Origin of the sequence: Paenibacillus sp. FSL M7-1455, from assembly GCF_038004655.1 — a bacterium.
GTDB classification, from domain to species: domain Bacteria; phylum Bacillota; class Bacilli; order Paenibacillales; family Paenibacillaceae; genus Paenibacillus_AQ; species Paenibacillus_AQ cookii.
Genome location: NZ_JBBORO010000001.1, coordinates 2,096,996 through 2,122,473 on the forward strand (window position 1 = coordinate 2,096,996; position 25,478 = coordinate 2,122,473).

At 53.4% G+C, this 25,478-nt stretch carries 24 protein-coding genes and 1 pseudogene; 22 read left to right on the forward strand and 3 right to left on the reverse strand.

The window, feature by feature from the left end:
• The first annotated feature begins 75 nt into the window (after positions 1-75).
• The 3 genes from NYE48_RS09725 to NYE48_RS09735 all read left to right on the forward strand — a co-directional run bounded on the left by NYE48_RS09725 (position 76) and on the right by NYE48_RS09735 (position 3,778).
• The gene (locus NYE48_RS09725) at positions 76-831 is read left to right on the forward strand and encodes a ClpP family protease (RefSeq protein WP_036707004.1); all 756 of its coding nucleotides are present in this window, start codon (positions 76-78) and stop codon (positions 829-831) included.
• Positions 828-1,046: a YlzJ-like family protein gene (locus NYE48_RS09730; RefSeq protein WP_036707005.1), complete on the forward strand. Its 219-nt coding sequence runs from the start codon at positions 828-830 to the stop codon at positions 1,044-1,046. The genes NYE48_RS09725 and NYE48_RS09730 overlap by 4 nt, the downstream gene beginning before the upstream one ends.
• A 77-nt stretch (positions 1,047-1,123) precedes the next feature.
• The gene (locus NYE48_RS09735) at positions 1,124-3,778 is read left to right on the forward strand and encodes an FtsK/SpoIIIE family DNA translocase (protein WP_340998283.1); all 2,655 of its coding nucleotides are present in this window, start codon (positions 1,124-1,126) and stop codon (positions 3,776-3,778) included.
• Positions 3,779-3,887: 109 nt separating this feature from the next.
• On the opposite strand, the gene NYE48_RS09740 is transcribed toward NYE48_RS09735, so the two are convergent.
• Together NYE48_RS09740 and NYE48_RS09745 are read right to left on the reverse strand one after the other, a co-directional pair.
• The gene (locus NYE48_RS09740) at positions 3,888-4,730 is read right to left on the reverse strand and encodes an aldo/keto reductase (protein WP_212948977.1); all 843 of its coding nucleotides are present in this window, start codon (positions 4,728-4,730) and stop codon (positions 3,888-3,890) included.
• Positions 4,693-5,962: pseudogene (locus tag NYE48_RS09745) on the reverse strand (MFS transporter). Before NYE48_RS09745 ends, NYE48_RS09740 begins: the two are co-directional and overlap by 38 nt.
• 133 nt (positions 5,963-6,095) lie before the next feature.
• Between NYE48_RS09745 and NYE48_RS09750 the strand changes: the two are divergent.
• The 19 genes from NYE48_RS09750 to pduL all read left to right on the forward strand — a co-directional run bounded on the left by NYE48_RS09750 (position 6,096) and on the right by pduL (position 23,924).
• Complete coding sequence (locus NYE48_RS09750) at positions 6,096-6,470, forward strand: winged helix-turn-helix transcriptional regulator (protein WP_281422498.1); 375 nt, start codon at positions 6,096-6,098, stop codon at positions 6,468-6,470.
• A gap of 219 nt (positions 6,471-6,689) precedes the next feature.
• The gene (sleB, locus tag NYE48_RS09755; protein ID WP_340998287.1) at positions 6,690-7,505 is read left to right on the forward strand and encodes a spore cortex-lytic enzyme; all 816 of its coding nucleotides are present in this window, start codon (positions 6,690-6,692) and stop codon (positions 7,503-7,505) included.
• A gap of 133 nt (positions 7,506-7,638) precedes the next feature.
• On the forward strand, positions 7,639-8,919 hold the full coding sequence (yfmF, locus tag NYE48_RS09760; protein ID WP_340998288.1) for an EF-P 5-aminopentanol modification-associated protein YfmF: 1,281 nt from the start codon (positions 7,639-7,641) through the stop codon (positions 8,917-8,919).
• A 3-nt stretch (positions 8,920-8,922) separates the two neighbouring features.
• Complete coding sequence (gene yfmH / locus NYE48_RS09765) at positions 8,923-10,203, forward strand: EF-P 5-aminopentanol modification-associated protein YfmH (RefSeq protein ID WP_036707018.1); 1,281 nt, start codon at positions 8,923-8,925, stop codon at positions 10,201-10,203.
• Positions 10,203-10,976 (forward strand): elongation factor P 5-aminopentanone reductase, encoded by a 774-nt coding sequence (gene ymfI, locus NYE48_RS09770; RefSeq protein ID WP_212948982.1) that lies wholly within the window; start codon positions 10,203-10,205, stop codon positions 10,974-10,976. The genes yfmH and ymfI overlap by 1 nt, the downstream gene beginning before the upstream one ends.
• A 109-nt stretch (positions 10,977-11,085) precedes the next feature.
• The gene (locus NYE48_RS09775) at positions 11,086-11,337 is read left to right on the forward strand and encodes a DUF3243 domain-containing protein (RefSeq protein ID WP_036707022.1); all 252 of its coding nucleotides are present in this window, start codon (positions 11,086-11,088) and stop codon (positions 11,335-11,337) included.
• 234 nt (positions 11,338-11,571) lie between these two features.
• Positions 11,572-12,360: a DUF3388 domain-containing protein gene (locus tag NYE48_RS09780; protein ID WP_036707025.1), complete on the forward strand. Its 789-nt coding sequence runs from the start codon at positions 11,572-11,574 to the stop codon at positions 12,358-12,360.
• A 23-nt stretch (positions 12,361-12,383) separates the two neighbouring features.
• Complete coding sequence (locus NYE48_RS09785; RefSeq protein ID WP_340998290.1) at positions 12,384-13,499, forward strand: RodZ domain-containing protein; 1,116 nt, start codon at positions 12,384-12,386, stop codon at positions 13,497-13,499.
• 99 nt (positions 13,500-13,598) lie between these two features.
• Entirely contained in the window at positions 13,599-13,769 is a 171-nt protein-coding gene (locus NYE48_RS09790) for a hypothetical protein (RefSeq protein ID WP_197069909.1), read from the forward strand.
• Positions 13,770-13,945: 176 nt separating this feature from the next.
• Positions 13,946-14,437 (forward strand): YajQ family cyclic di-GMP-binding protein, encoded by a 492-nt coding sequence (locus NYE48_RS09795; RefSeq protein WP_340998292.1) that lies wholly within the window; start codon positions 13,946-13,948, stop codon positions 14,435-14,437.
• A 194-nt stretch (positions 14,438-14,631) separates the two neighbouring features.
• A complete protein-coding gene (gene pgsA / locus NYE48_RS09800) occupies positions 14,632-15,219 on the forward strand; it encodes a CDP-diacylglycerol--glycerol-3-phosphate 3-phosphatidyltransferase (RefSeq protein WP_036707035.1) in 588 nt (195 codons plus the stop codon).
• Positions 15,220-15,392: 173 nt separating this feature from the next.
• On the forward strand, positions 15,393-16,646 hold the full coding sequence (locus NYE48_RS09805) for a competence/damage-inducible protein A (RefSeq protein WP_340998293.1): 1,254 nt from the start codon (positions 15,393-15,395) through the stop codon (positions 16,644-16,646).
• Between the two features lie 240 nt (positions 16,647-16,886).
• The gene (recA, locus tag NYE48_RS09810) at positions 16,887-17,948 is read left to right on the forward strand and encodes a recombinase RecA (RefSeq protein WP_340998294.1); all 1,062 of its coding nucleotides are present in this window, start codon (positions 16,887-16,889) and stop codon (positions 17,946-17,948) included.
• Between the two features lie 147 nt (positions 17,949-18,095).
• A complete protein-coding gene (locus NYE48_RS09815; RefSeq protein ID WP_341000622.1) occupies positions 18,096-18,791 on the forward strand; it encodes a regulatory protein RecX in 696 nt (231 codons plus the stop codon).
• A 277-nt stretch (positions 18,792-19,068) separates the two neighbouring features.
• The gene (rny, locus tag NYE48_RS09820) at positions 19,069-20,613 is read left to right on the forward strand and encodes a ribonuclease Y (protein WP_036707039.1); all 1,545 of its coding nucleotides are present in this window, start codon (positions 19,069-19,071) and stop codon (positions 20,611-20,613) included.
• Positions 20,614-20,699: 86 nt separating this feature from the next.
• Positions 20,700-21,494, forward strand: coding sequence for a TIGR00282 family metallophosphoesterase (locus NYE48_RS09825; protein ID WP_341000623.1), 795 nt, complete (start codon positions 20,700-20,702; stop codon positions 21,492-21,494).
• A 157-nt stretch (positions 21,495-21,651) separates the two neighbouring features.
• Positions 21,652-21,912, forward strand: a complete 261-nt coding sequence (locus tag NYE48_RS09830; RefSeq protein ID WP_006286829.1) for a stage V sporulation protein S — start codon at positions 21,652-21,654, stop codon at positions 21,910-21,912.
• A gap of 149 nt (positions 21,913-22,061) precedes the next feature.
• Positions 22,062-23,084 (forward strand): dipeptidase, encoded by a 1,023-nt coding sequence (locus NYE48_RS09835; RefSeq protein WP_445323959.1) that lies wholly within the window; start codon positions 22,062-22,064, stop codon positions 23,082-23,084.
• Between the two features lie 267 nt (positions 23,085-23,351).
• A complete protein-coding gene (gene pduL / locus NYE48_RS09840) occupies positions 23,352-23,924 on the forward strand; it encodes a phosphate propanoyltransferase (protein ID WP_212948991.1) in 573 nt (190 codons plus the stop codon).
• 127 nt (positions 23,925-24,051) lie between these two features.
• On the opposite strand, the gene NYE48_RS09845 is transcribed toward pduL, so the two are convergent.
• Positions 24,052-25,412 (reverse strand): IS1182 family transposase gene (locus NYE48_RS09845; protein ID WP_340998301.1). Its coding sequence is split into 2 segments (ribosomal slippage): positions 24,052-24,842 and positions 24,842-25,412, totalling 1,362 coding nucleotides; the frame shifts between segments, so codons are not numbered across the junction.
• Between the last annotated feature and the right edge of the window lie 66 nt (positions 25,413-25,478).

The following is a 25,478-nucleotide window of genomic DNA, read 5'->3' on the forward strand; positions in this document are numbered from 1 at the left end:
ATAATACCCGGGTTCGGCCCGCCATGCTAAACAGAATGAACGCACCTTTGACGTGAAAGGATGGGGAATAAAAACATGGCGAATGAAACAGGTCATTACCGTATGGAGGAACCGGCCGCGCCGGAGCAGCAGCCGGAAAACCCAACGAAAGCAGCAATTGAGGCCGTGCAGCAGCTTGGCCAGATGAATGTGCCTACCGCAAACGAATCCAACATATTTTGCTTGACCATCATCGGTCAGATCGAGGGACATATGGTTCTTCCGCCGCAAAATAAAACGACGAAATACGAGCATATCATCCCTACGCTCGTCGCGGCCGAGCAAAACAAAAACATCGACGGGCTCCTCATTATTTTGAATACGGTCGGCGGCGACGTCGAAGCCGGGCTGGCCATCGCCGAAATGATCGCCTCGCTGACCAAACCGACGGTGACGGTCGTGGTCGGCGGAGGACACAGCATCGGCGTTCCGATCGCCGTATCGTCCACGTATTCGATCATCGCCGAAAGCGCGACGATGACGATTCACCCGATCCGCTTGAACGGACTGGTCATCGGCGTCCCGCAAACGTTCGAATACATGGAAAAAATGCAGGAGCGCGTCGTTCGGTTCGTTACGTCCCATTCGCGGATCACGGAATCGCAATTCAAGGAGCTCATGTTCCGCACCGGCGAGCTGAACCGGGACGTCGGGACGCCGGTCGGCGGGATCGATGCGGTGAAATACGGTTTGATGGACGAGGTCGGCGGCATCGGGCAAGCGATCATGAAGCTGAACCAGTTGATCGACGAACGCAAGCGGGCCGGCGAAACGGAGGGGATCACGCAATGACGCTCCATACCGTCATGCCGCTGGAAGCCGTTTGGGAAAAGCAAGGGGAAGAAACGACGACGACGGAAGTGCGGTTTAAAGGGATTTTGATGGAAGTCAAGCCGTTGGATCATAACCAGGTGCAAATCGTCCGTTTGTTGGACGGGCCGCTGGATTCCTATTTGAATCCGTCATATTCCCCCGGACAGATTATCCGTTATGTCCCGGCAACATAAAGCGAAATTTGCGAAAAACAGAACATAGGTGCCCACCGGGATTATATGGTATAATGGGGTTCCGGGGGTGACATTTCTTGGCTAAACGGAGAAAAAAGAAGAAGGCCTTGCTGACCAATGTTCTGAAATACGAAATATACGGCATCATATTGATCACCCTATCCGTCATTGCCCTGTCCGGCGAAGCGGCGGTAGGGTGGTCTTTATCTAAAATGTTCGGCCTAGTGCTTGGACGGTTTTATTTTGTCATTCCTTTAATCGGCATTTATGTGGGGCTCAGCGTCATGATTCAGCGAAAATGGCCCAACCGGTGGAGCACCCGCAAAAGCGGGATCGTTTTGCTTGTGCTGGCGTTGACGCTCATGAGCAGCGTCGCCTCGCTCGAGAAGAAGCTGTCCCATGTTCCCGGCCTGAGCGCCGGACATATCATTGCCCAAATACATAATGATTTGGACGGCTCGCTGTTGTCGTCCGCAGGCTCCAAAGAACGTTCCATGCTGAACAAGGATATTAGCGGAGGGTACGCCGGTGCGCTCCAATACGCCGTTTTGTTTTGGCTGTTCGGCAATACGGGAACGAAGCTGATGCTCATCGTCATGTTCATTATCAGCTTCATGCTGATCACGAACCTGTCGTACGTCGACCTGATGCGGATCTTGCGCAAACGAATGGTTCAAGCGGGAAGCAACGTGCAAAAACGGATAGCGGCACAAAAACCGCAAGCCGTCGCGTCTTCCGCCAAACCGTCGCGAAAACGGGGGCATGCCCCGCTGCCGGATGAGGATGAGGAGGACGATCTCGACGATTTCGTCGAGCCGAAGCCGAAGAGGTCCGCGCCGGTGTTTTTCCAGCTTTTTGGCAACAAAATCGGCAAACCTGCTGCAGAGGGGGCGGCTCCGGAACCGGACGAGGATCTGGACGGAAGCGACATATTGGAGCCTGTAGGCAGGCATTCCAGCCGCGCGGCAAAGCCGATTTACGATGATGTGCCGGAGTATGGCGGAATCGATGCGGAGCCCGAACCGTGGAATCGCGGAGAAGCGGAAACGTCATCGCCCATCATCCGCGACTTCTTCGAGCAGGTGAAATCCGAAGGGAGCTTGGAGGAAGAGGATTGGGAGGAACATGAACCCGTGCCGGACGGCGGCGTACAAGCCGTTTCGGACGAAAGCGGACATGAAGGCCTGCAGCCGATCCCATCTTCCCCTGAAACGGGCGGGGAAGCCGCAGAGGAACATGGCCAAGGGCCGGCCGGTGAAGAGGCGGCAGAACCGCTTGAGACGAAACCGCCCGCCCCGCCGCCGAAGCCGTACAAGCTTCCGCCGTTCCGTTTGTTGGCCAAACCGCATAACGGCGGCAAAGCCGGGGACCAGAACGACTATATGCAAACGGCCCGCAAGCTGGAGGCGACGCTCGAGAGCTTCGGCGTTCGGGCCAAGGTGCTTGAAGTCGTGCGCGGCCCGGCGGTGACGCGTTACGAGATCCAGCCGGATATCGGCGTCAAGGTCAGCCGGATCGTCAGCCTGACCGACGATATCGCGCTGGCGCTGGCGGCGAAGGACATTCGGATGGAAGCGCCGATTCCGGGCAAATCGGCCATCGGCATCGAGGTGCCGAATAACGAGGTGTCTCTGGTCACGATGCGGGAAGTCATGGAAACGCCGGTGTTCCAGGACGCCCAGTCCAAGCTGTCCATTGCGTTCGGCAGGGACATTTCCGGGCAGACGATCGTCGGCAATCTTGCGAAAATGCCCCATTTGCTGGTCGCGGGCGCGACCGGCTCGGGGAAATCGGTTTGCATCAACGGCATTATTACGAGCATTTTGTATAAAGCCAAACCGGATGAGGTCAAATTCCTGATGGTCGATCCGAAGATGGTCGAACTGAACGTATATAACGGCATCCCGCATTTGATGGCTCCGGTGGTGACGGATCCGAAGCGGGCTTCGCTCGCCCTGAAAAAAATCGTCGTCGAAATGGAAAAACGGTATGAGCTGTTTTCCAAATCCGGCACCCGGAACATCGAAGGTTACAACAATCTGATGAAAGACAACTTGCCAGCCGTGCTTCCTTACATCGTGGTCATCGTGGACGAGCTCGCGGACCTTATGATGGTGGCGGCGCATGACGTCGAAGAAGCGATCACAAGGCTTGCGCAAATGGCGCGCGCCGCCGGCATCCACCTGATCATCGCCACCCAGCGGCCTTCGGTGGACGTCATCACGGGGGTCATCAAGGCCAACATTCCTTCGCGGATTGCCTTCGGCGTTTCTTCCCAGGTGGATTCGCGGACGATCCTCGACATGGCCGGGGCGGAAAAGCTGCTGGGCCGGGGCGATATGCTGTTCATGCCGATGGGGTCTTCGAAACCGATTCGCGTCCAAGGCGCTTTTATGACCGACCAGGAAGTGGAAACGATCGTCAATTACGTGCGCGAGCAGGGCGAAGCCCAGTACGACGAATCGATCGTCCCCGAAGTGGATGAGTCGCAGCCCGAAGCGGACGAAGAGCTGGACGAGCTGTACGATCAGGCGGTGCAAATCGTGCTCGAGGCCAAGCAGGCTTCGGTATCGCTGCTGCAGCGCAGAATGAGGGTCGGGTATACGCGTGCGGCCCGCTTGATCGATTCCATGGAAGCCCGGGGCATTATCGGCCCTTACGAAGGAAGCAAACCACGCGAGGTCCTCGTGTCGCTGGAGCAGTATCAGCAGCAAAACCGGATCAGTTCATAAAGAGCCGGCGAGTCTTCCGTAAACAAAAAAAACGTGCCGCTGCGGTTTCATACCGCGGCAGCACGTTTTTTCTTTTTATACAGTACCCGATCCATCATCCCTTTTGGGCTTAAAAATCGAAGTTGTCCGGGTCCGGGCCGACCCGGCGGTTTTGGTTCAGGGCGTCGATTTTTTCCATATCCTCAGGCGAAAGCTCAAAGTCGAAAATCGAAGCATTTTCGATGATGCGATGTTCCTTGATCGATTTCGGAATCGTTACGACGCCTTTTTGCAGGTCCCAGCGCAATATCGTTTGAGCGACGGATTTGTTATGCTTCGCGGCAATCTCTTGAAGCACCGGCTGGTTTAACAGTTCGCCCTGCATGAGCGGCGACCAGGCTTCGAGCTGGATGCCCTGCTCTTTCGTAAAGGTCAACAGCTCGTTTTGGGCCAGGTAAGGATGGAATTCCACCTGGTCGACCATCGGCTTGATTTCTGCGGTGGACAGCAGATCCTGCAGATGGTGAACATGAAAGTTGCTGACGCCGATCGCCCGGACGCGCCCGTCCTTATACAGCTTTTCCAGAGCTCTCCACGTGTCTTTATACTTGCCTGCAACCGGCCAGTGAATAAGGTACAGGTCAAGCACGTCCAGACCGAGTTTGGACAAGCTTGCGTCAAAGGCAGCCAACGTTTCGTCGTAGCCTTGGTCCTGATTCCATACCTTGGAGGTTACGAACAGTTCTTCCCTGGCGATCCCGTTTTCCGCCAATGCTTCGCGGATGGCTTGGCCGACGCCGCTTTCGTTCCCGTAAATGGCCGCCGTGTCGATGCTGCGGTATCCGTGTTTGATGGCGGCTTTTACCGCCGCGATCAGATCCGCGCCTTCCTCCACTTTAAATACGCCGAGGCCAAGCCAAGGCATGTCTACTCCGTTAGCAAGCTTTGTCGTGCTTTGCAGATGCAATGTCATCATGTGTTCCTCCTCGAATTGATCTTTCATTATTGTGCGTTGAAACGCTTGTTTCTTTTCTTTGCAAAATATAACTCCATCCGGTAAGAATAACGGCGGCCGCAACCATCACGGCACCGACCCAGCCCGTATGGACAAGGCCGAGCGAATCCGTTACCCGTCCGCCCAAATAAGCGCCAAGCGCGATTCCGGCGTTAAACGCGGCGATATTGATCGCCGAGGCGACGTCCACCGCTTTCGGCACATACCGTTCGGCAAGCGTCAGCACATATGACTGCAAGCCGGGTACGTTCATGAATGCAAGCAGGCCCATCAGGAAGACGGTGATCAACGCCGCGATTTTGAACGGCGCCGTAAAGGTAAGCAGCAGCAGAACCGCAGCCTGCAGAATAAACATGACAAGCAGCGCCGACAACGGATTGCGGTTGGCCGCTTTCCCGCCGACCATGTTGCCGATGGCGATGGCGATGCCGTACACCAGCAGAATGAGCGCCGTCGTGGATTCCGCGAACCCTGTTATTTGGTGAAGCAGTGGGGATAAATAAGTGAAGACCGCAAAAGTCCCCCCGTATCCCAGGGCCGTAATCAGAAAAGCCAGCAGCAATCTTCCGTTGGCAAACAGTTTGAGCTGCTCGCGGACCGGCGTCTTGACGCCCTTCCGAAGATGCGAAGGGACCAGCACGAGGTTAGCGAGCAACGCGACCAAGCCGACCGCGGCGATGGAGATGAACGCGGCCCGCCATCCCAGCTGCTGGCCGAGAAACGTCCCGAGCGGCACGCCGGTGACGGTGGCGATGGTCAAGCCGGAAAAAAGAATGGCAATCGCGCTGGCGCGGCGATTTTCCGGAACGATGTCGGCGGCGATCGTCGTGCCGATGGACATGAACACGCCATGGGCCAGCGCGGAGATGATCCGCCCCGCCAGCAGCATGACGATTCCGTTTGCCAGCGCGGCCATGCTGTTGCCCGCGATAAACACGAGCATGATACCGATCAAAAGCTTTTTGCGCGACATCTTTATGGTCATCGAAGTCAGCACCGGCGCGCCGAAGGTGACTCCGAGGGCATACAACGTTACGGTCAAACCGGTCAGCGTAAGCGAAATATGCAGATCCTCCGCAATCAAGGGCAGCAGGCAGGCCTACGCTGATGAATTCAGTCGTTCCGATGGCAAATGCGCTGATGGCTAAAGCCAGAAGCGCAAATATGCTTTTTTTGTTTTCTTGTGGCATTCTTTTCACTCCTGTTCTAGTCATCCCGGCCGGTATATGCTATTATGAATCGGCAGTGATCATTTGAACAGTACGTACTTCAAAGTGCTATAGGTACTAAAAAGTTCCCATGATGAAACGGAGGGAGGACCTTATGAAAAAATACAACATTTCCGTGGAAGCAACGCTCGAAGTCATCGGGGGGAAGTGGAAATGCGTCATTTTATGCCATTTGACTCACGGCAAGAAGCGTACGAGCGATCTGCGCAGGCTCATGCCGGGCATCACCCAAAAAATGCTGACCCAACAGCTCCGGGAACTGGAGGAGGACGGGATCGTGAACCGCATCGTATATAATCAGGTCCCGCCAAAAGTCGAATACGAGCTCACCGAATACGGCTGGAGCTTGAAAAACATATTGGATTCCCTATGCTCTTGGGGGGAACAGCATATTATTCGCGAATACGGCGACAAATTTCTGGTTCTTGAGGATAACGTTTTGAACAGACCCGGGGAACCCGTCACGTAACCAAAAAAGCAAACGCGAATGGCCTTAAGTAAAACCGATTGGCGGCCGCAGTACATTCCAATGTATTGCCGGCCGCCTTTTTGCGTTGGAACGGCTTGAACGTAAATGCCCTGACGGTTTACATCCTTTCTTTTGTAATGTGCATAGTTCATGGTGGCTCTTGTCATAATAACCGTAGCCATCCTAGTCAAACTCACAAGAGAAAGGTAGAGCTGCGAAATGAAAAAAAAGAAATTGTGGATCATGTCAGGACTTCTGGTCCTTTTGTCAGCGGCGGTTATTGCCGGGGCGCAGCCTCTGATGGGGGACCGGGCCGCATCCGATAAAACGAAACCCGTTCCCGAAGAGGCGGTACCTACGTTCGGAACGACGGTGCTGAAATACGGATCCTCCGGCCAGGATATTTACGAGCTGCAGGGACGCTTGAAATTTCTCGGTTTCTATAACGGCAAAATCGACGGCCAGTTCGGCTGGGCGACGTTAAAATCCGTCAAATGGTTCCAATCCGAATTCGGCATGGAGGTCGACGGCACGGTCGGCGCCAAAACGAAGCTGAAGCTGTACAATGCGACGAAAGATTGGAGACCGTCCGAAACGGCTGCCGGTAAAAGCCAAGCGCCCGCAAACGACACCGGCGGCAACAAATCCGAACCTCTCGCTTCCGCCAACACGATGGGATTGTCCGAAAACGACCTGAAGATCATGGCCAACGCGGTGTACGGCGAATCCCGGGGCGAACCTTTCGAAGGGCAAGTGGCGGTCGCGGCGGTCATTTTGAACCGCGTGAAGTCCCCGAGCTTCCCGAATACCGTGCACGGCGTCATCTTCCAGCCCGGCGCGTTTACGGCGGTAGCCGACGGACAAATTTGGCTCACGCCGAACGAAGTGGCGCGCAAAGCAGTCCAGCAGGCCTTGAACGGATGGGATCCGACGGGGGGATGCCTGTATTATTTCAACCCGAAGACAGCGACCTCGAAGTGGATCTGGTCCCGTCCGCAGGTTAAAACCATCGGACAACATATCTTCTGCATGTAGGCCGTTTTGCCGCCCAGAAAACAGCAACCGGAGGGTTTGTCTTCGGTTGCTTCTTCACTTTGGGATGGTATAGAATGGAACATATTCATATTCGTATCGACAGACAAATTCATGGCTAAAGGAGTTTTGGACCTTGAATAAAACAGCATTCCAACATGGAAACGCAGGCAGAATGCGGATTCACGTTTTGCCGTCGAAACGCTTTAAAACGTTCGCCATCTCGCTTTACGCGGGCATCCCGCTCGCGGAGGAGACGGTAACGGGAACGGCCTTGACTCCGTTCGTGCTGAGACGGGGAACCGCTTCCTGCCCGGAAACGCGGCAAATCCGCGAACAGCTGGAGCAAATGTACGGTGCCGGTTTCGGTTTTGACGTATATAAAAGAGGAAATTATCAGATCGTCCAGTTCCGCATGGACACGATTAACGATTCGTTCGTGAAAAGCCAGGAAAGCCTGCTGGAATCCTCCTTCGCTTTTCTGGGGGAAGTGGTGACGCGCCCCGTGCTGGAAGAAGGGCGTTTCCGCGGCAGCTACGTGCAGGCCGAGAAAGAAAACGTGCGCAAAAAGATGGAAGCGATCGTCAACGACAAAATCCGGTACGCGTCGGAACGCTGCATCGAAGAAATGTGCCGGAACGAGCCTTACCGTCTCCATCCGCTCGGACAACGCAAGGATTTGGAAGGCATTACGCCGCAAAGCCTTTACGATGCGTACCGCCAATGGCTGGATCACGCCAGCTTGGATCTGTACGTCGTGGGAGACACGTCGCTTGAAGAAGTCGAAAAGCTGATCGGCAAACACTTCGATTTGAGCGCTGCCGCCGAGGCGTCCTATAAACAGGAGAAGTCGGTCCGCAAAGCCGACGAAGTCCGCACGGTCGTCGAAAAAATGGAAGTCAGCCAAGGCAAACTGAACATGGGGCTCCGCACGTCCGTTACATACGCCGACGACCAATACGCCGCCGCGCTGATGTACAACGGGATTTTGGGCGGGTATCCGCACTCCAAGCTGTTTATGAACGTCCGGGAAAAAGCGAGCCTGGCGTATTATGCGTCCTCCCGTTACGACGGGCACAAAGGCATCGGAACCATCCAGTCCGGCATCGAGATTCAAAATTACGAAAAGGCGCTGGAGATCATTAAAATGCAGCTGGAAGATATGCGCGCAGGCAAAATCACCGAATTGGAAATGTCCCAAACCAAAGCGATGATCCGCAACCTTCTGCTGGAGATCGACGATTCCGCCTTCGAGATGATCGCCTACGATTTCAACCGCCAATTTTCCGGCAAGGACCGGTCGCGCGCCGAGCTGCTGCAGCAGGTGGAAGCGATCCGGATCGAAGACGTGAAGGCGGCCGCGGAAACCTTTGAGCTGGATACGATCTATTTCCTGAAGGGCCAGAAGGAGGAATAAACGGTGGAAAAACTTCAGTTCGACAACTTGCAGGAGACGCTGTACAAGGAAGTGATGGACAACGGGCTTCACGTGTACGTGCTGCCCAAACCCGGATTCCAAAAAACATACGCCACGTTTGCGACCAAATACGGCTCGGTCGACAACCATTTCCGCGTGGAAGGACAGGAAGAGGTTTCCGTGCCCGACGGCATCGCCCACTTTCTGGAGCATAAAATGTTCGAGGAGCCGGAGGGGGACATTTTTGCCACCTTCGCTTCCAACGGGGCATCCGCCAACGCGTTCACCAGCTTTGACCAGACGGTATATCTTTTTTCCGCCACCGAAAACGTCAAGGCGAATCTCGAGACGCTGATCAATTTCGTGCAGCATCCTTATTTTACGGACCAAAACGTGGAGAAGGAAAAGGGCATCATCGGCCAAGAAATCAACATGTACCTCGATAACGCGGACTGGCGCGTCTATTTCGGCCTGATCGAAGCGATGTATCAGATCCATCCGGTCCATATCGACATCGCCGGCACGGTGGAATCGATCAGCACCATTACGAAAGAAACGCTTTATACGTGCTACAATGCTTTTTACCATCCGAGCAACATGCTGCTGTTCGTCGTGGGCGGCGTCAATCCGGAGGAAGTGTTCGAGCTTGTTCGGGCCAATCAGGCGGCTAAGGATTACAAACCGCAGGGCAAAATCGAGCGCATTTTCGAGCCGGAAAACGTGGAGGTCGCGGAAAAACGCCGCGTCGCCAAACTGGCGGTATCCATGCCGAAATGCCTGTTCGGCTTCAAGGAAAAGACGGTCGGCTTTACCGGCAGCGAGCTGCTCCGCCGCGATTTGACGACAAAGCTGATGCTCGATTTGCTGTTCGGCACAAGCACGGAGCTTTATCAAAAGCTGTATGACGAGGAGCTCATTTCGGACAGCTTTTCGCATGAGTACAACAGCTCGCCTCAGTACGCGTTTTCCGCGGTCGGCGGTGACACGCCCGATCCGGACAAATTGCTGGCGAGAGTCCGCGAGGAAGTGGACAACGTGCTGAAAAACGGGTTTAAGGAATCGGATTTCGAACGGGCGCGGAAAAAGAAAATCGGCGGATATCTCCGCATGCTCAATTCGCCGGAAAACATCGCCCATGAATTTACCCGCTACCAGTTCCGCGGCAGCGATTTTTTCTCCGTCGTGCAAGTGTATGAGTCCATTACGCTGCAGGAAGTCAACGACCGCCTGAAGGAACACGTGGATTGGAATCAGATGGCGGTATCGATCGTGGTGAATCCTTAATGGAAAGTCGGGGAGAGGAGAGCTTGGCCAAAGCGCTCGGCGACACGACGGTGCTGGTCACGGGCGCAAGCCGAGGGATCGGAGCGGCCATCGCCGAACGGTTTGCGCAGGTGGGGATGAACGTCGTCATCCATTACGGCGCTTCGCATGAAGCGGCCAATGACGTTGCCCGCCGCTGCATGCAGCACGGCGCCAAAGTATTGACGGTTTCGGCGGACTTGAGGGACAAAGGCCAGATCTCGCGCATGAAGGATAAGCTGGAAAGCCACGGGCTGATGCCCGACATTTTGATCAACAACGCCGGCATTTCGCATTACGGCATGCTTGCGGACGTGACGGAGGAGCAGTGGGACGAAGTCATGGCCGTCAATTTGAAAGGATTGTTTTTGTGCACGCAGGCGTTTATGCCGCATATGGTTTCGCAGCGTTACGGGCGGATCATCAACATGTCTTCGGTATGGGGCATTTCCGGGGCCTCCTGCGAAGTGCTGTATTCCACGACCAAAGGAGGCATCAACGCGTTTACCAAGGCATTGGCCAAAGAGCTTGCGCCTTCGGGAGTGACCGTCAACGCCGTCGCGCCCGGCGCGGTGAACACGGAGATGCTGGGGCATTTGGACCCGGAAGAGAAGCGAATGCTCGAGGAGGAAATTCCGGCAGGGCGACTGGCCACCCCGGATGAAATTTCGTCCCTCGTCTATTTCCTGGCGCTGCCGGAATCCGGTTATATCAACGGCCAAGTGATCAGTCCCAACGGGGGCTGGATTACCTGAAGCTGTTAACGGCCAATGGCGTCTTCCCTGCATAGGCAATGGTTCTTGAGGTTATATTACAACTGTTGATTTTAAATCTCATGCGCCATAGCTAAGGGAGGACTTATCAATGACCGTAATCAAAAATTTCGATACCTGGAAAAAGTTTCTGGGCGAACGCGTCATCCAAGCCGAAAAGATGGGAATGAGCGAAGAAACGATCGCCAACCTTGCGTATGAAATCGGTGATTTTCTGGATGCGAAAGTCGATCCCCAAAACTCTTCGAACCGCGCTCTTAAAGAGTTATGGGAAGTCGGCAACAAAGAGGAACGGCGCACGATTGCGCGCTTGATGATCAAACTGGCGAAGAAAAACGTCTGATCGGTTTGAAGGGTGCTTTGACGCAAACCATCGCTCATCTGAATCCTTGCCATCGAGAAGCCCCCGTAAGGGGGCTTTTTCTCTAATGGTTACAGTATTGAACTTGTTTTTCACAAGCATTTTATATATCATTAACGTGACCCGACATTACGGCATTGAAGCAGCATGATCGGAAGCGGCCGAGGCTTGAGTTGAATTTGTCGAAATGTGCGGGAAAAGCTCAGATGGGGTGTCATGGTGGAAGCGAATCAAACGAAACAACCGAAACAGTGGTACATGGAATACCGCATACATAAAAACCGTCCGGGCCTGCTCGGGGATATCGCGTCCCTGCTGGGCATGCTGGAGGTAAACATATTGACGATCAACGGCGTGGAGGGGAAAACCCGGGGCATGCTGCTTGAAACCGATGACGAAGAAAAGATCCGCCTCATGGGGGCGATGCTGAAAAAAGTGGACAACATTACGGTTTGCGCGCTGCGCGAGCCCAAATTGGTCGACATTCTCGCCGTCCGGCACGGACGGTACATCGACCGGGATTCCGATGATCGCAAAACGTTTCGGTTTACCCGGGACGAACTCGGATTACTCGTCGATTTTTTGGGTGAATTATTTAAAAGGAGCGGCAATCAGGTCATCGGCCTGCGGGGCATGCCGCGCGTCGGCAAAACCGAGTCGATCATCGCGGGCAGCGTATGCGCCATGAAGCGGTGGACGTTCGTATCGTCGACGCTGCTCCGGCAGACGGTCCGAAGCCAGCTTTCCGAAGACGAGATGAATCCGGCCAACGTGTTTATCATCGACGGCATCGTCAGCACGATCCGTTCGAACGAACGCCATTATAATCTGCTGCAAAACATTATGCGGATGCCAAGCACGAAAGTGATCGAGCATCCGGATGTTTTTGTGCAGGAGTCCGAATATACGTACGACGATTTCGACATTATCGTTGAATTGCGCAACAATCCGAACGAGGAAATCATATACGATACATTTACCAGTTCTTATAATGACGACATATAATTTTTGGATGAGGAGGTGATGGCATGTCCGAACTTGGACAGCAATTGAGAGAAGCCAGACTGCAAAAGGGAATGAGTCTGGACGACGTGCAGGAAATGACGAAAATTAGAAAAAGATATTTGGAGGCCATCGAAGCAGGGGATTATAAGGTGTTGCCCGGGAGCTTTTACGTGAGGGCCTTCATTAAAACATACGCGGAAACGGTCGGGTTGGATCCGGATCTGCTGCTGGAGGGACATAAGCAGGAGGCGCCGGCCGAACCCGAACCGGTCATGGAGCCGGTGATCCAGAAACGGAGCAGTACCCGTTCTTCGGAGCGCAACGTCAAATGGCTTTCCACGACGCTGATGTGGATTTTTCCGATTTTGATCATCGTCGTGATCTATTGGTACGCCAGCAGCGCAACCCAACCGAAGTCCAACGGCGTCGATCCGGCCAAGGTGACCCAAAACCAGCAGGATCCTTCGAAAAACGAGGCCGCCAATACGACCACGACGCCGCCGGCCGGTCAGGACAAAGCGGGTGAAAACAAAGATAACACCCCGCAAGGCCAAAACGAAACCGGCGGAGGAACGGCCGGAGGCAATCAGCAGACGACGCCGCCGGAGAACGGGACGGGAACGACGACCGATAACGGCAATACGTCGACCGATAACGGCAATGCCACGACGGACAACGGCGGCACGACGACCGACAACGGTACGGTTACCCCTCCGGGAAATCAGGCCGTCACGGTTGAAAAGGATCGGAAGAGAGGCAAGGACACCATCTTTAAAGTGGCCGCTCCTGCCGGAGCTCCGGTGACGGTCGAAATCAAAGCGTCGGGCGAAAGCTGGGTGGAGGTCTACAGAGGCCAAAACATCCATGGGGAGAAGCTTTCTTTCGGCAAAACGAAAAGCGGCGACTCCATGTCGTTCACGCTTGATTCCGCAGGCCTGTACATCAAATCCGGCTATTCGCCGGCAACGACGATCACGGTGGGCGGCCAGACGGTCACCGACGGCAAATCGGTATCCCGCATACTGCTGAATCTCGTGGATTCCGGCACCGTGAATACGACCGGAGACCAGTCTTCCGGCAGCAATACCGGCAATGCGGCGGACGGCGGCGATTCGAATTCCGCGTCCGGCAACGATTGATCCAAGCCGCTTTTCAAAACGAATAAGCCCGTATCCTCGCGGAGACAATAGAACTATTGGCATAAAGTTCATATCTCCCATGAAAGAGGTGCAGGAACGATGGCAATCAGCTGGATCGTAACCGGTATTGGCGTTATTGTCAGCCTCCTCGGGTACTATTTGACTCCCAACGCTTGGGGGTACGGCATATTGGGTTTTGGACTGGCATGGGTCGTGCTGGGGATTCTCAACATGTTCAGACAACCGGTCCCTGACCGCGACAAGGCATAGCCGCAGGAGACATTTCTTTCGGGCGCATCCCGGAAGGAATGTCTTTTTGGCGTTTGACGGTGGGATGTTGGCGGGGTGTTATCCGCCGCCCGGCAAAGATTCGCATAAATACATTAGACTTGTCCGCAACATTTTCATATAATATGACATGAAGTTTTAAGAAAGGACGTGTAGCAATGGCTTCCGAAAATTCATTCGATATCGTTTCCAAGTTCGATCTGCAGGAAATGAACAATGCCATCAACCAGGCGGAAAGAGAAATCGAAACCCGCTTTGACTTTAAAGGCAGCAAAAGCAGCCTGAAGCTGGAAAAGGACGCGCTCGTCATCGTTTCGGACGATGAATACAAGATCAAGTCGGTCATTGACATTTTGCAGTCGAAAATGATCAAACGGGGCCTATCCCTGAAAAACGTGGATTACGGCAAAATCGAACCGGCTTCGATGGGAACGGTCCGCCAGCGCATCGGCTTGAAACAGGGAATCGACCAGGAGAACGCCAAAAAAATCAACGTGCTCATCCGCGATTCCAAGCTGAAGGTCAAAAGCCAAATCCAAGGCGACCAAATCCGCGTGACGGGGAAAAGCAAGGACGATCTGCAGGCTGTCATGCAGCTTTTGCGCAAGGCGGACCTTCCGCTTGATTTGCAGTTCACGAACTTCAAATAACTTCCCAGGCAGGCACGCGCCGGGGATTGGTTGCCCCGAAAGGCGCTCCCCTCGGGCTTTTGACAGGGAATAAAACGTTATATTATACTTGGGGAGAAGTGCATGTGGATGTTTTTACATAGCTGTTTCCGGTACCTTGGTGCCGATCATTTGAATTCATTCATCAAGTTTGCTTGATCCGGGGAGGGTGCACATTGAATTTGCCCAACCGTATTACCATTGCAAGAATTTGTTTGATTCCGATCATGATGGTGTTTCTTTTGGTGGATTTCAGCTTCTATCCTAAACCATTGGTTTGGAATTCTTACGAGCTGCCCTTGAATCAGCTTGTCGCTGCATTCATTTTCGTTTTGGCGGCCAGCACGGACGGTATAGACGGTTATTTGGCGCGGAAGAACAACATGGTTACGAATCTGGGTAAGCTGCTTGACCCTTTGGCGGATAAGCTCCTTGTGGCGGCGGTGCTGATCTCCCTCGTCGAGATGGGGAAATGCGATTCGTGGATTGCGGTCGTCATCATCAGCCGCGAGTTCGCGGTGACCGGGCTGCGCCAGATCGCGCTTTTGGACGGATCGGTCGTAGCCGCGAGCAAATGGGGAAAAGCGAAGACGGTTGTTCAAATCGTTGCCATTATCCTGATGCTCATCAACAACTTCCCATTTGAACTGATCGGCATTCCGCTGGACACGATCGCCACTTGGGCGGCTGCGTTGATCACGATTTATTCGGGTATCGATTATTTCGTCAAAAACAAACATCTGCTTCGGCTATCCAATGCGTAAACGGCAATAGGTTCAATCCTATTGCTTTTTCTTTCATCAGACGGAAAGAACTTCCGCTGTTTCTGGTTGCCCGGAGGAGGATATATCTTTTTTATACGGCACATTCGCCGTATCGTGCCAAATTTTTTAAGCGGGGCGTCTTGGATGCGCCGATTTCTAGGAGGAGTGACAGCATGAAAGCGGAAATTATCGCGGTAGGAACTGAACTGCTGCTGGGGCAAATCTTGAACACGAACGCGCAGTACTTATCCCGGGAGCTTGCGGCCATGGGGATCGACGTTTATTTCCAAACGGTCGTCGGCGACAACATGGGGCGTCTGCAGCATGCCATCGAGCTGGCTTCGGAGCGGGCGGACATTCTGCTTCTGACCGGCGGAATCGGACCAACCCAGGATGACCTGACCAAAGATGCGCTTGCAGCCGTGCTGGGGCGCGAATTGCATATCGATGCTGCGGCGATGGAGCAGGTGGAGGAATTTTTCGTCAGCCGCGGCCGGGACATGACGGAAAACAACCGCCGCCAGGCGCTCGTCATCGAAGGGTGCACGCCGCTTCCGAACGAAACCGGTTTGGCGGTCGGAGTGGCCATCGCCCAGGACGGCAAATTTTACATCGTTCTCCCGGGTCCGCCAAAAGAAATGAAGCCGATGTTCGACCGGCAGGCGAAACCATGGCTGCAGCGGCATGCCTTGACGGATGAAATGCCGATTTATTCCAGGATGCTGAAGTTTGCCGGCATCGGCGAATCGCTGCTGGAGGATAAGCTGCTTGATCTGATCCAGGCCCAGAGCGATCCGACCATCGCCCCTTACGCCAAGGAAGGCGAGGTTTCGGTGCGGCTATCCACGAAGGCCGCAAGCGAGGCCGAGGCGGAGAAAAAGCTGGAGGCGATGGAAGCCAAAATTCAGGAGCGCCTTCCGGGGCATATATACGCAAACACGGACATGCCGATCGAACAAAAGATCGTGGAGATCATGTCGGAGCGCGGGTTGACGCTCAGCGCGGCCGAAAGCTGCACGGGCGGGTTGCTGATGGAGAGCATCACGGCGATCCCGGGCAGCTCGGCGATGTTTCTCGGCGGATTCGTATGTTATTCCAACGAGATGAAAGAGAAGCTTCTACGTGTGCCGCGTTCGCTGCTCGAAGGGGAGCAGGCTCCGGGGGCGGTCAGCCGCGAAGTGGCGGAAGCCCTTGCCGACCAGGTTCGGACGATCACGGGCAGCGATTTCGGGCTGTCGGTCACGGGGGTTGCCGGACCGGGCGATTCCGAAGGCAAACCTGCCGGCCTGGTGTACGTCGGCCTTGCGGAGCGTGGAAAAGATACCGAGGTGTTTGAACTGCGGCAGGGCGGCAACCGGGAGAGCGTCCGGGTCCGTTCGGTCAAGACGCTGCTTTACCGGCTCTGGCTGAGATTAATTTCCAAGTGAGGCCTTCCCCTTCGAAGGGCAGTTGTGCTTCGGCGTTCAAAAGAGGTATAATACGAGCATACGGAAGAACCGTGCAAATAAGGATTTGCTGCGGTTCTTTTCTTTTCCGGGCCGCGGCTTCCAGCCGGAAGGAGAAATGGGCCGAAAACAAAAAAAACGAATGTATGTTCGAAAAAATGCTTGGCAAACGTTCCAAAACAAGGTATGATATCAATATAAACGGTGAAGGATGTGAGTTTATTGTCAGATCGTCGTGCTGCGCTTGAAATCGCGCTTCGTCAGATAGAGAAACAATTCGGTAAAGGGTCCATTATGAAATTGGGCGAATCGATCCACATGCAGGTGGAAGTCGTTCCCAGCGGTTCCCTGGCTTTGGATATAGCATTAGGTATCGGCGGACTTCCAAGAGGCCGCGTCATTGAAGTATACGGTCCGGAATCTTCCGGTAAAACGACGGTGGCTTTGCATGCCATCGCCGAAGTTCAAAAGGCTGGCGGACAAGCCGCGTTTATCGATGCGGAACATGCTTTGGATCCGCTTTACGCCAGCAAGCTGGGCGTAAATATTGACGAGCTTTTGTTATCCCAACCGGATACGGGCGAGCAAGCGCTGGAAATCGCCGAAGCGCTCGTCCGCAGCGGAGCGGTAGACATTATCGTCGTAGACTCGGTTGCGGCGCTTGTTCCTAAGGCCGAGATCGAAGGCGAGATGGGCGATTCCCACGTCGGCCTGCAGGCCCGCCTGATGTCGCAGGCGTTGCGCAAGCTGTCCGGCGCGATCGCCAAATCGAAGACGATTGCCATCTTTATTAACCAGCTGCGCGAGAAAGTCGGCGTCATGTTCGGTAACCCCGAAACGACTCCAGGCGGACGAGCCCTCAAGTTCTACTCTTCGGTGCGCCTCGACGTTCGCCGCGTAGAAAGCATCAAGATGGGCAATGACGTGGTCGGGAACCGTACCCGGATCAAGGTGGTCAAGAACAAGGTGGCGCCTCCGTTCAAACAGGCGGAGATCGACATCATGTACGGTGAAGGCATTTCCAAGGAAGGAAGCATCATCGATATCGGCACGGAATTGGATATCGTCAACAAGAGCGGTGCATGGTATTCCTTCGAAGGGGAGCGCCTGGGCCAAGGCCGCGAAAACGCGAAGCAGTTTTTGAAAGAAAATACGCAAATTTGCGATACCATCGAGCAGAAGATTCGGGAAGCAAGCAATCTGACGACGGTGGTGCCTTCTCCATCAGCGAGCGAGCTGGAAGCAGAGCAGCTGGAAGAGCAGGAATTGTTAGAGCTTGAATAAATAAAGTTTGACTTCAATCCAAGGCGCCCTGGCGATTCGTCCAGAGCGCCTTTTCTTGATTGCGAAACAGGGCAGGAGGAAGCGGACGTGCAGGAAGACATACGAAACCGGCAAGATCGGTCGTACCGGCAGGAGCAGCAGCAGGATATGGCGGATATCAGCCTTTTTCCGGACGGCGTGGATTTGGTCATCACCGCGGTGGAGCGGCATCCCAAGCAAAGGGGACAATACCAAGTCTCAATCGGCGAATACATGCTGCTCATCCATGAAGACACGATGATCAAATACCGGATGCTGAAGGGAAGCATCTTTACGAAGCAGGAGCTTGAAGAGATCGTGCTGGCGAACGAAAAGCAGCGGGCGTACGTCCAGGCGCTAAAATACTTGGAACGGAAGCAGCGGACGAAAAAGGAATTGGCGGAGCGGTTGCGGCAGAAGGATTTCGGGCAAGCTGTTACGGAGCAAGCCCTCGACAGGCTGGAGCGGGAAGGCCTGATTAATGACGAGCTGTACGCCAAGCAGTGGGCCGAGCAGCGCATTTCAAGCCAGAAGAAGGGAAGGGCCTGGGTGAAGCAGGAGCTTCGCCAGAAGGGCGTCGACAGCCTTCTGATCAGCGAAGCGTTGGCCGAGGTCAGCGAAGAGCAGGAGTTCGAAAGCTGCTTGGCCGTCGGGAGGAAAAAATGGAGGCAGACCCGCGGCGAATGCATGGACAAGAAGCGAAAAACAGGCGCTTTTTTAATGCGCAGGGGATTCTCGGGGGAACTCGTTCGCAAGGTGATCAATGAATTGGTCCGCGAAGACGGGGAAGCCGACGAGAACGAAGAGCCTTTTGCGTTCGATTAAGGCAAATGTTAACATATTATGAAAGCCTCTCTCTTGACAATATCTTTTCACAAATACTAAAATGAATATGAATCTTGTATAGAAAAGAACCCTTTTTCCTTCCAAAAAAGGCTCGTTTCTGTCAGATTCAGCAACGCTAATTCATATGGATAATGCCCGTTTTTGCGGGAGATTAGAATCGTTGATTTGCGATTAGTGTAATGATGAAACATGTTGAATGGACAACTGAAGAAAATCCCAAGGAATACCTTGGAGGAACCAACGAGGAGGTGAAATTATGCCTTATCTATGGCTTTGGATCATTCTCGTTGTTGCCGGATTGTTCTTGGGGTTCGTGATTGGATATTTTATTCGCAAATCTCTTGCAGAAGCTAAAATTTCAAGTGCTGAGCATGCTGCGATGCAAATCATCGAAAATGCGAAGAAAGAAGCTGAAGCACTGAAAAAAGAAACGGTACTGGAGGCGAAGGACGAAGTCCACAAAATCCGTACCGAAGCTGAAAAAGACACTCGTGAGCGTCGAAATGAAATTCAACGGCAAGAAAGACGATTGTTGCAGAAAGAAGAGTCGCTGGATAAAAAGATTGAATCGCTGGAACGCAAAGAAGAACAAGTGGCTAACAAAGAGAAGCGCATCGAAGAAACTCAGCAGCAGATTGATTTGATTTATAAAACTCAGGTCGCTGAGTTGGAGCGGATCTCCAATCTTACGATGGAAGATGCCAGAAGCATTATTTTGAACAACGTGGAACAGGAAGTAAGGCATGAAACCGCACAAATGATCAAGGAGATCGAGCAGCAGGCCAAGGAGGAAGCGGACAAGAAGGCGCGCGAAATCGTGACTCTTGCCATCCAACGCTGCGCTGCCGACCATGTCGCGGAAACAACGGTATCTGTCGTGACATTGCCTAACGAGGAAATGAAAGGCCGGATTATCGGTCGGGAAGGCCGGAACATCCGGGCACTGGAAACCCTTACCGGTATTGATCTCATTATTGATGATACGCCTGAAGCCGTCATTCTTTCCGGATTCGATCCGATCCGCAGAGAAATTGCGCGCACTGCCTTGGAAAAACTCGTGTCGGATGGCCGAATTCATCCGGCCCGGATCGAAGAAATGGTGGAAAAATCACGCAAAGAGGTCGACGAACGGATTCGCGAATACGGCGAACAGGCGACCTTCGAGGTGGGAGTTCACGGACTGCATCCGGATTTGATCAAAATTTTGGGCCGTCTCAAATTCCGTACCAGCTACGGTCAAAACGTGCTGAAGCACTCCATGGAGGTTGCTTACCTCACGGGACTGATGGCCGGAGAGCTTGGGGAAGACATCGTGCTTGCCAAACGTGCCGGATTGTTGCATGACATCGGAAAAGCGCTGGATCATGAAGTGGAAGGATCGCACGTTGAAATCGGCGTGGAACTAGCGAAGAAATACAAAGAACATCCGGTGGTCATCAACAGTATCGCATCCCATCACGGGGACGTGGAGGCAACTTCCGTCATCGCGATGCTGGTCGGCGCGGCGGATGCACTTTCCGCGGCGAGACCGGGAGCGCGTCGTGAAACGCTTGAAACGTATATCAAACGTCTGGAGAAGCTGGAGGAAATTTCCGAATCCTTCGAGGGCGTCGAAAAATCGTTTGCGATTCAAGCCGGACGCGAGGTTCGCGTCATGGTGCAGCCTGAGAAAATCGATGATGCGGAAGCATTCCGCTTAGCACGGGATATCACGAAAACGATCGAAAATGAACTGGACTATCCGGGGCATATTAAAGTTACCGTTATTCGCGAGACCCGGGCGGTTGAATACGCAAAATAATGATGTATGGAAAAGTGGCCGCGTTAGAGGCCACTTTTCATCTTTTTAGGCCCGTTTGGAGGTCCGTACTTAAGGAGGGGAACGTTATTAACGTTTTATTTATAGGAGACATCGTCGGAAGCGTGGGCAGAAAGGCATTAAAGGATACGCTGCCTTCCCTGAAAGCGAAATATAACCCGCATGTCATTATCGCCAACGGCGAAAACGCCGCGTCAGGCCGAGGAATTACCCAGTCGATCGCCAAAGATTTTTTCGAGTGGGGCGTCCACGGCATCACGATGGGCAACCATACGTGGGACAACAAGGACATTTTCGATTTTATCGATGACGAACCGCGCATGATCCGTCCGGCGAATTTTCCGCCGGGAACGCCGGGACGCGGGGCTGCGGTCATTAAGGCGAACGGGAAGGAGCTTGCCATCGTCAACCTTCAGGGCCGGACGTTTTTGCCGGCGATCGACTGCCCGTTCCGCACAAGCGATGAAATCATCGATCAACTGCGCAAAAAACATAAATGCATCCTGGTTGATTTTCACGCCGAAGCGACGTCGGAGAAAATCGCGATGGGATGGCACCTGGACGGTCGCGCTTCGATTGTCGTCGGCACGCACACGCATGTGCAAAGCAATGACGATACGATTTTGCCCGGAGGCACCGCCTATTTGACCGACGCCGGCATGGTGGGCCCGAAAGACGGCATACTCGGCATGGAGCGGGAAGCCGTTTTGCGCAAATTCAAGACCCAGCTGCCGGTCCGCTTTGAGGTGGATAAAGGAAAATGGCAGTTCCACGGGCTGTTCGTGCAGCTTGACGAGTCCACGGGAAAAGCCAAAAAGATGGAAAAAATCCGGCTGCTCGAAGACAAATGGATCATGAGCTGAACCAAACCAGCCTCTAGGAAATGGGAAATGGGATGCTGAGACTATCGATGTGTTTTTGAAGGTGAAATTGACAAAAAGAAGGAATTATTTTACCGTTCACGAATAACATCTATTATGTGGAAGCTAACCATCAACATTCCCAGGGGAGGTTCTTACCATGGAAGTATTAAAAGTTTCAGCAAAGTCCAATCCAAATTCTGTTGCCGGTGCTCTAGCTGGCGTGCTTCGTGAACGTGGTGCTGCTGAACTGCAGGCAATCGGAGCGGGGGCGCTAAACCAAGCCATTAAAGCGGTTGCCATCGCCCGGGGATTTGTCGCGCCAAGCGGCGTTGATTTGATCTGCATTCCAGCTTTTACGGATATCGTGATCGACGGGGAAGACCGGACCGCGATAAAGCTCATCGTGGAACCGAGATGAATCCGGTCGCCGATACGTTGTTGAAACCTGTTTATTGATATAAGCTGAATGAAGCCGGGGATTTAGGGGCCGACGTCCGTGGCTGGCATTCAGTTTATATGGGATAGACAGGTTTTTTTGCATTTTGGAAAAAGATGACCTTGCGAGGCATGAGAAGGGAGTTAACAAACGTGAGTTTTCCGGTGATTGATTTTCATTGCGACGTACTGAGCAAAATGAGAGAGGACCACGGTTTGTCTTTTAAAGACGGGGCTCAGCTTGACGTAACGTATGACCGGATGCTGGAAGGGGAAGTCATGCTGCAATGTTTTGCCATGTATTTGCCCGAGAGCTGGGGAATTCCGCGTTATGAATTCATTTTGGATCAGATCGACGCGTTTAAAACGAGAGTCATGCGGACCGGGGAAGGCGTCCGGTGGTTAAAATGGAAGGAGGATGCGGAGGAGCTTGGCCGAACGATCGGAACGGCGGCTTCCGGTCGCTCCCGTCACCTTCCGTGGGGACTGTTGTCGGTGGAAGGCGCCGACGGCTTCGAAGGCAACCTATATTATGTCCGGATGTGTTATGAGCTTGGGGTCCGTTTTCTCGGCATCACCTGGAATTACGCCAATTGGGCGGCGGACGGCGTGCTTGAGCAAAGGAACGGCGGATTTACGGAAAAAGGCAAAAAGCTGATCGAATTGGCCAATGAAACGGGACTCCTCCTGGATGTCTCGCATTTGTCCGAAACCGGCTTCTGGGAGCTCGCGGAACGGACCGCACGTCCCTTTATCGCTTCCCATTCCAACGCTAAATCCGTCTGTGCGCATCCGCGGAATTTGAACGATGACCAGATTCGGGCAATCATCGCCATGAACGGCCGGATCGGTTTGACCTTTGTGCCGTGGTTCGTGCGCGAAGGCGGCGAAGGGGCCGTCAAACCGGAGGAACTGCTGCGCCATATTGAGCATATTTGCGCGCTTGGAGGGGATGACCACCTCATGCTCGGGTCCGATTTCGACGGGATCGACTCCTGGATCGAGGGACTTGAACATCCCGGAAAATACCCTGCATTCGCGGAGCTGCTGTCCCGGCATTTTCCCGAAGCCTCGGTCCGGAAATGGTTTTCGGGGAATGCGCTGTCGTTTTTGACGAGCCATCTGCCGGAACGGGATAACGCCAATGCCGGATAACGGTTAACGTGTCCGCTTGCCAAATGCTGGAACTGGGCGGGCGTCTGCATATCAGGATCCAACGTCCGTCCAGCTGCCCCAAGAAGCCGGCATCCTGCCAATTCGAAGGGCTGCGGGCCCCTTCATATTTTGACAATCTTGTAGCGAAACGCAAATAATCGGCGCAGAAGGTGCTTGCTTCACCGGCAGCGCCTTTTTATTTTTGGGTAAATGGAGGTATAATGGTTTGGCGTACAGATCATAGAGAAAAAATAAGGAGTGATCCACGTGAGTAAAACTGTACCTGTTGGCGTTTCCGCCAGACATATTCATTTGACCCAAGAGCACATCGAGGTGCTGTTCGGAGAAGGATATCAATTGACCGAGTTTAAACCTTTGTCCCAGCCGGGCCAATTTGCGGCCAATGAAACGGTTGCCGTGATGGGGCCGAAAGGCGGGTTCGAGAAAGTGAGAATTTTGGGCCCTGCCCGCAAAGACAGCCAGCTCGAAATTTCCCGGACCGATTCTTTCGCGATCGGCGTCAAAGCGCCTGTGCGCGAATCGGGCAACATCGAAGGAACGCCGGGCATCAAAGTGAAAGGCCCTAAAGGCGAAATCGAACTGGAGCGGGGCGTGATCGTTGCAGCCCGCCACATTCACTTTCATACATCCGATGCGGAAAAATGGGGAATCGCCGACAAACAAATGCTGAAGGTTCGCGTCGGCGGCGAACGCGGTCTCGTATTCGAGAACGTCATTGCCCGCGTGTCCGATTCCTTTGCGCTGGACATGCATATCGATACCGATGAAGGAAACGCGGCCGGCGTCAAAACCGGGGATACCGCTGAAATCATTGACTAATTGCCAGCTTTACATGCATAGGGTTGATAAAACGGGAGAGCCATCTCCCGTCAGATTGTCGAGAAACCCACGTCTTGTAGACGTTGGGTTTCTCTTGTTTTCATTTGCAGTTGCTAAAAAAGAAGGGTTACCCCCTCTTTTCCAGGCGATCCAGGTGGATCGCCATCTTCTTCATGTTCTGCACGGCGGCCGTCATCAACGCTTGTTCCGTAACGTTTGAGAGTCCGCGCAAACGGCAATAGCGAAACCCATGGAGCTCTTTGGCATCCGCGAAGCTTCGCTCAATCGTTTCTTTTCGTTTGCGGTACAACTGCTTGCCGTCTCGGCTTAGCCGGTTATTTCGCACCCAGTCTTTGCTGTCTTCCCAGACATGTCGGGTCAGTACCTTCCGGTGGTTCCTGGAATGAGTGCATTGCGCAAGCATCGGGCAGGTCTTGCAATGTTCCGGGTCTGACGCATACTGCCTGTAACCCTTCCGGTCGGTAGTCCGGTACGTCAGTTGGTGTTTTTCCGGGCAGATATAAGTGTTACTTTCAGCGTCGTAAGTAAACTTCCATTTGGCAAACAAACCTTGCTTCGGATGAAATCTCCGGTGTGCAATAACGGCAAAAATCTTTCGCTGCTGTAAACCTCGGCAAATGGGCGTAGTTAAATAACCGGAATCCAGGGCTACAGCTTCAACCTTGAATCCAAAACGTTCTCTTTGGCGGTCTAATCGCGACAAATACGGAACCGAATCGTGGACATTTCCTGGCGTAACATGGACATCGGTAATGAGATTGTATTTAAGATCTACCGTCCGGTGGTCGAGATAAAAGAACCCCTCTGGCTTACCGTCGCGAATCATATAGCCACTTTCAGGATCGGTGGTGCTCACTTTAATTTCTTTGGTTCCATTCACTTCCTCTCGTACTTTCAGGGCTTTTTTCCGTGCGCTTTGCGGTCCTCCGTCACAGCCTCATTGAGTTCGTCAATATAGTCCTTGGTGTTTTGCAGAACTTCCTGCTTGGTATAGTGGTGCTTGTTGGCATTGGCTTTTACGTGAGTCGAATCGGTAATGAGCACACGCCCGCCCACCATTTTGTGCGAGATCGCTTGGAGGACGATTTCGTCAAAGATCTCCTGGAAAATGTCAGTATCCTTAAATCGAGTCCGCCGGTTCCAGCTAATGGTGGAGTGGTCTGGGACTTTATCGGTTAGACCAAGACCTAAAAACCAGCGGTAAGCCAAATTCGTTTGAATCTCGCGTTCCAACTGGCGTTCGGAGCGAATGCCATAAAAATAACCGAGAAAAATCATCTTAAACAGAACGACCGGATCAATGGCTGGCCGCCCGTTATCTGCGCAGTAAAGAGGACGAACCTTATCGTCAATAAAGGAGAAGTCGATATACTTGTCCACTTTCCGCAGCAAATGATCCTGTGGAACCAGCTCTTCAATTGACACGAATTCGTAGCTTTGTTGTTTTTCCCGATTAGATCTCAGCATTCAAGACACCATCCGTTCATGAGTAGTTATCTATATTATACAACATTAACGCGGTGCTGTCTTAAA

Excerpts from the sequence above, each read along its gene's own strand:
- rny (WP_036707039.1), top strand. The coding sequence starts at position 19,069 with ATGCCTTATCTATGGCTTTGGATCATTCTCGTTGTTGCCGGATTGTTC.
- ymfI (WP_212948982.1), top strand. The coding sequence starts at position 10,203 with ATGGAAAGTCGGGGAGAGGAGAGCTTGGCCAAAGCGCTCGGCGACACG.
- sleB (WP_340998287.1), top strand. The coding sequence starts at position 6,690 with ATGAAAAAAAAGAAATTGTGGATCATGTCAGGACTTCTGGTCCTTTTG.
- NYE48_RS09830 (WP_006286829.1), top strand. The coding sequence starts at position 21,652 with ATGGAAGTATTAAAAGTTTCAGCAAAGTCCAATCCAAATTCTGTTGCC.
- NYE48_RS09775 (WP_036707022.1), top strand. The coding sequence starts at position 11,086 with ATGACCGTAATCAAAAATTTCGATACCTGGAAAAAGTTTCTGGGCGAA.
- NYE48_RS09835 (WP_445323959.1), top strand. The coding sequence starts at position 22,062 with ATGAGAAGGGAGTTAACAAACGTGAGTTTTCCGGTGATTGATTTTCAT.
- NYE48_RS09790 (WP_197069909.1), top strand. The coding sequence starts at position 13,599 with ATGGCAATCAGCTGGATCGTAACCGGTATTGGCGTTATTGTCAGCCTC.
- NYE48_RS09740 (WP_212948977.1), bottom strand. The coding sequence starts at position 4,730 with ATGACATTGCATCTGCAAAGCACGACAAAGCTTGCTAACGGAGTAGAC.
- NYE48_RS09780 (WP_036707025.1), top strand. The coding sequence starts at position 11,572 with ATGGTGGAAGCGAATCAAACGAAACAACCGAAACAGTGGTACATGGAA.
- NYE48_RS09815 (WP_341000622.1), top strand. The coding sequence starts at position 18,096 with ATGGCGGATATCAGCCTTTTTCCGGACGGCGTGGATTTGGTCATCACC.
- NYE48_RS09805 (WP_340998293.1), top strand. The coding sequence starts at position 15,393 with ATGAAAGCGGAAATTATCGCGGTAGGAACTGAACTGCTGCTGGGGCAA.
- NYE48_RS09750 (WP_281422498.1), top strand. The coding sequence starts at position 6,096 with ATGAAAAAATACAACATTTCCGTGGAAGCAACGCTCGAAGTCATCGGG.
- NYE48_RS09795 (WP_340998292.1), top strand. The coding sequence starts at position 13,946 with ATGGCTTCCGAAAATTCATTCGATATCGTTTCCAAGTTCGATCTGCAG.
- NYE48_RS09785 (WP_340998290.1), top strand. The coding sequence starts at position 12,384 with ATGTCCGAACTTGGACAGCAATTGAGAGAAGCCAGACTGCAAAAGGGA.
- NYE48_RS09725 (WP_036707004.1), top strand. The coding sequence starts at position 76 with ATGGCGAATGAAACAGGTCATTACCGTATGGAGGAACCGGCCGCGCCG.
- NYE48_RS09730 (WP_036707005.1), top strand. The coding sequence starts at position 828 with ATGACGCTCCATACCGTCATGCCGCTGGAAGCCGTTTGGGAAAAGCAA.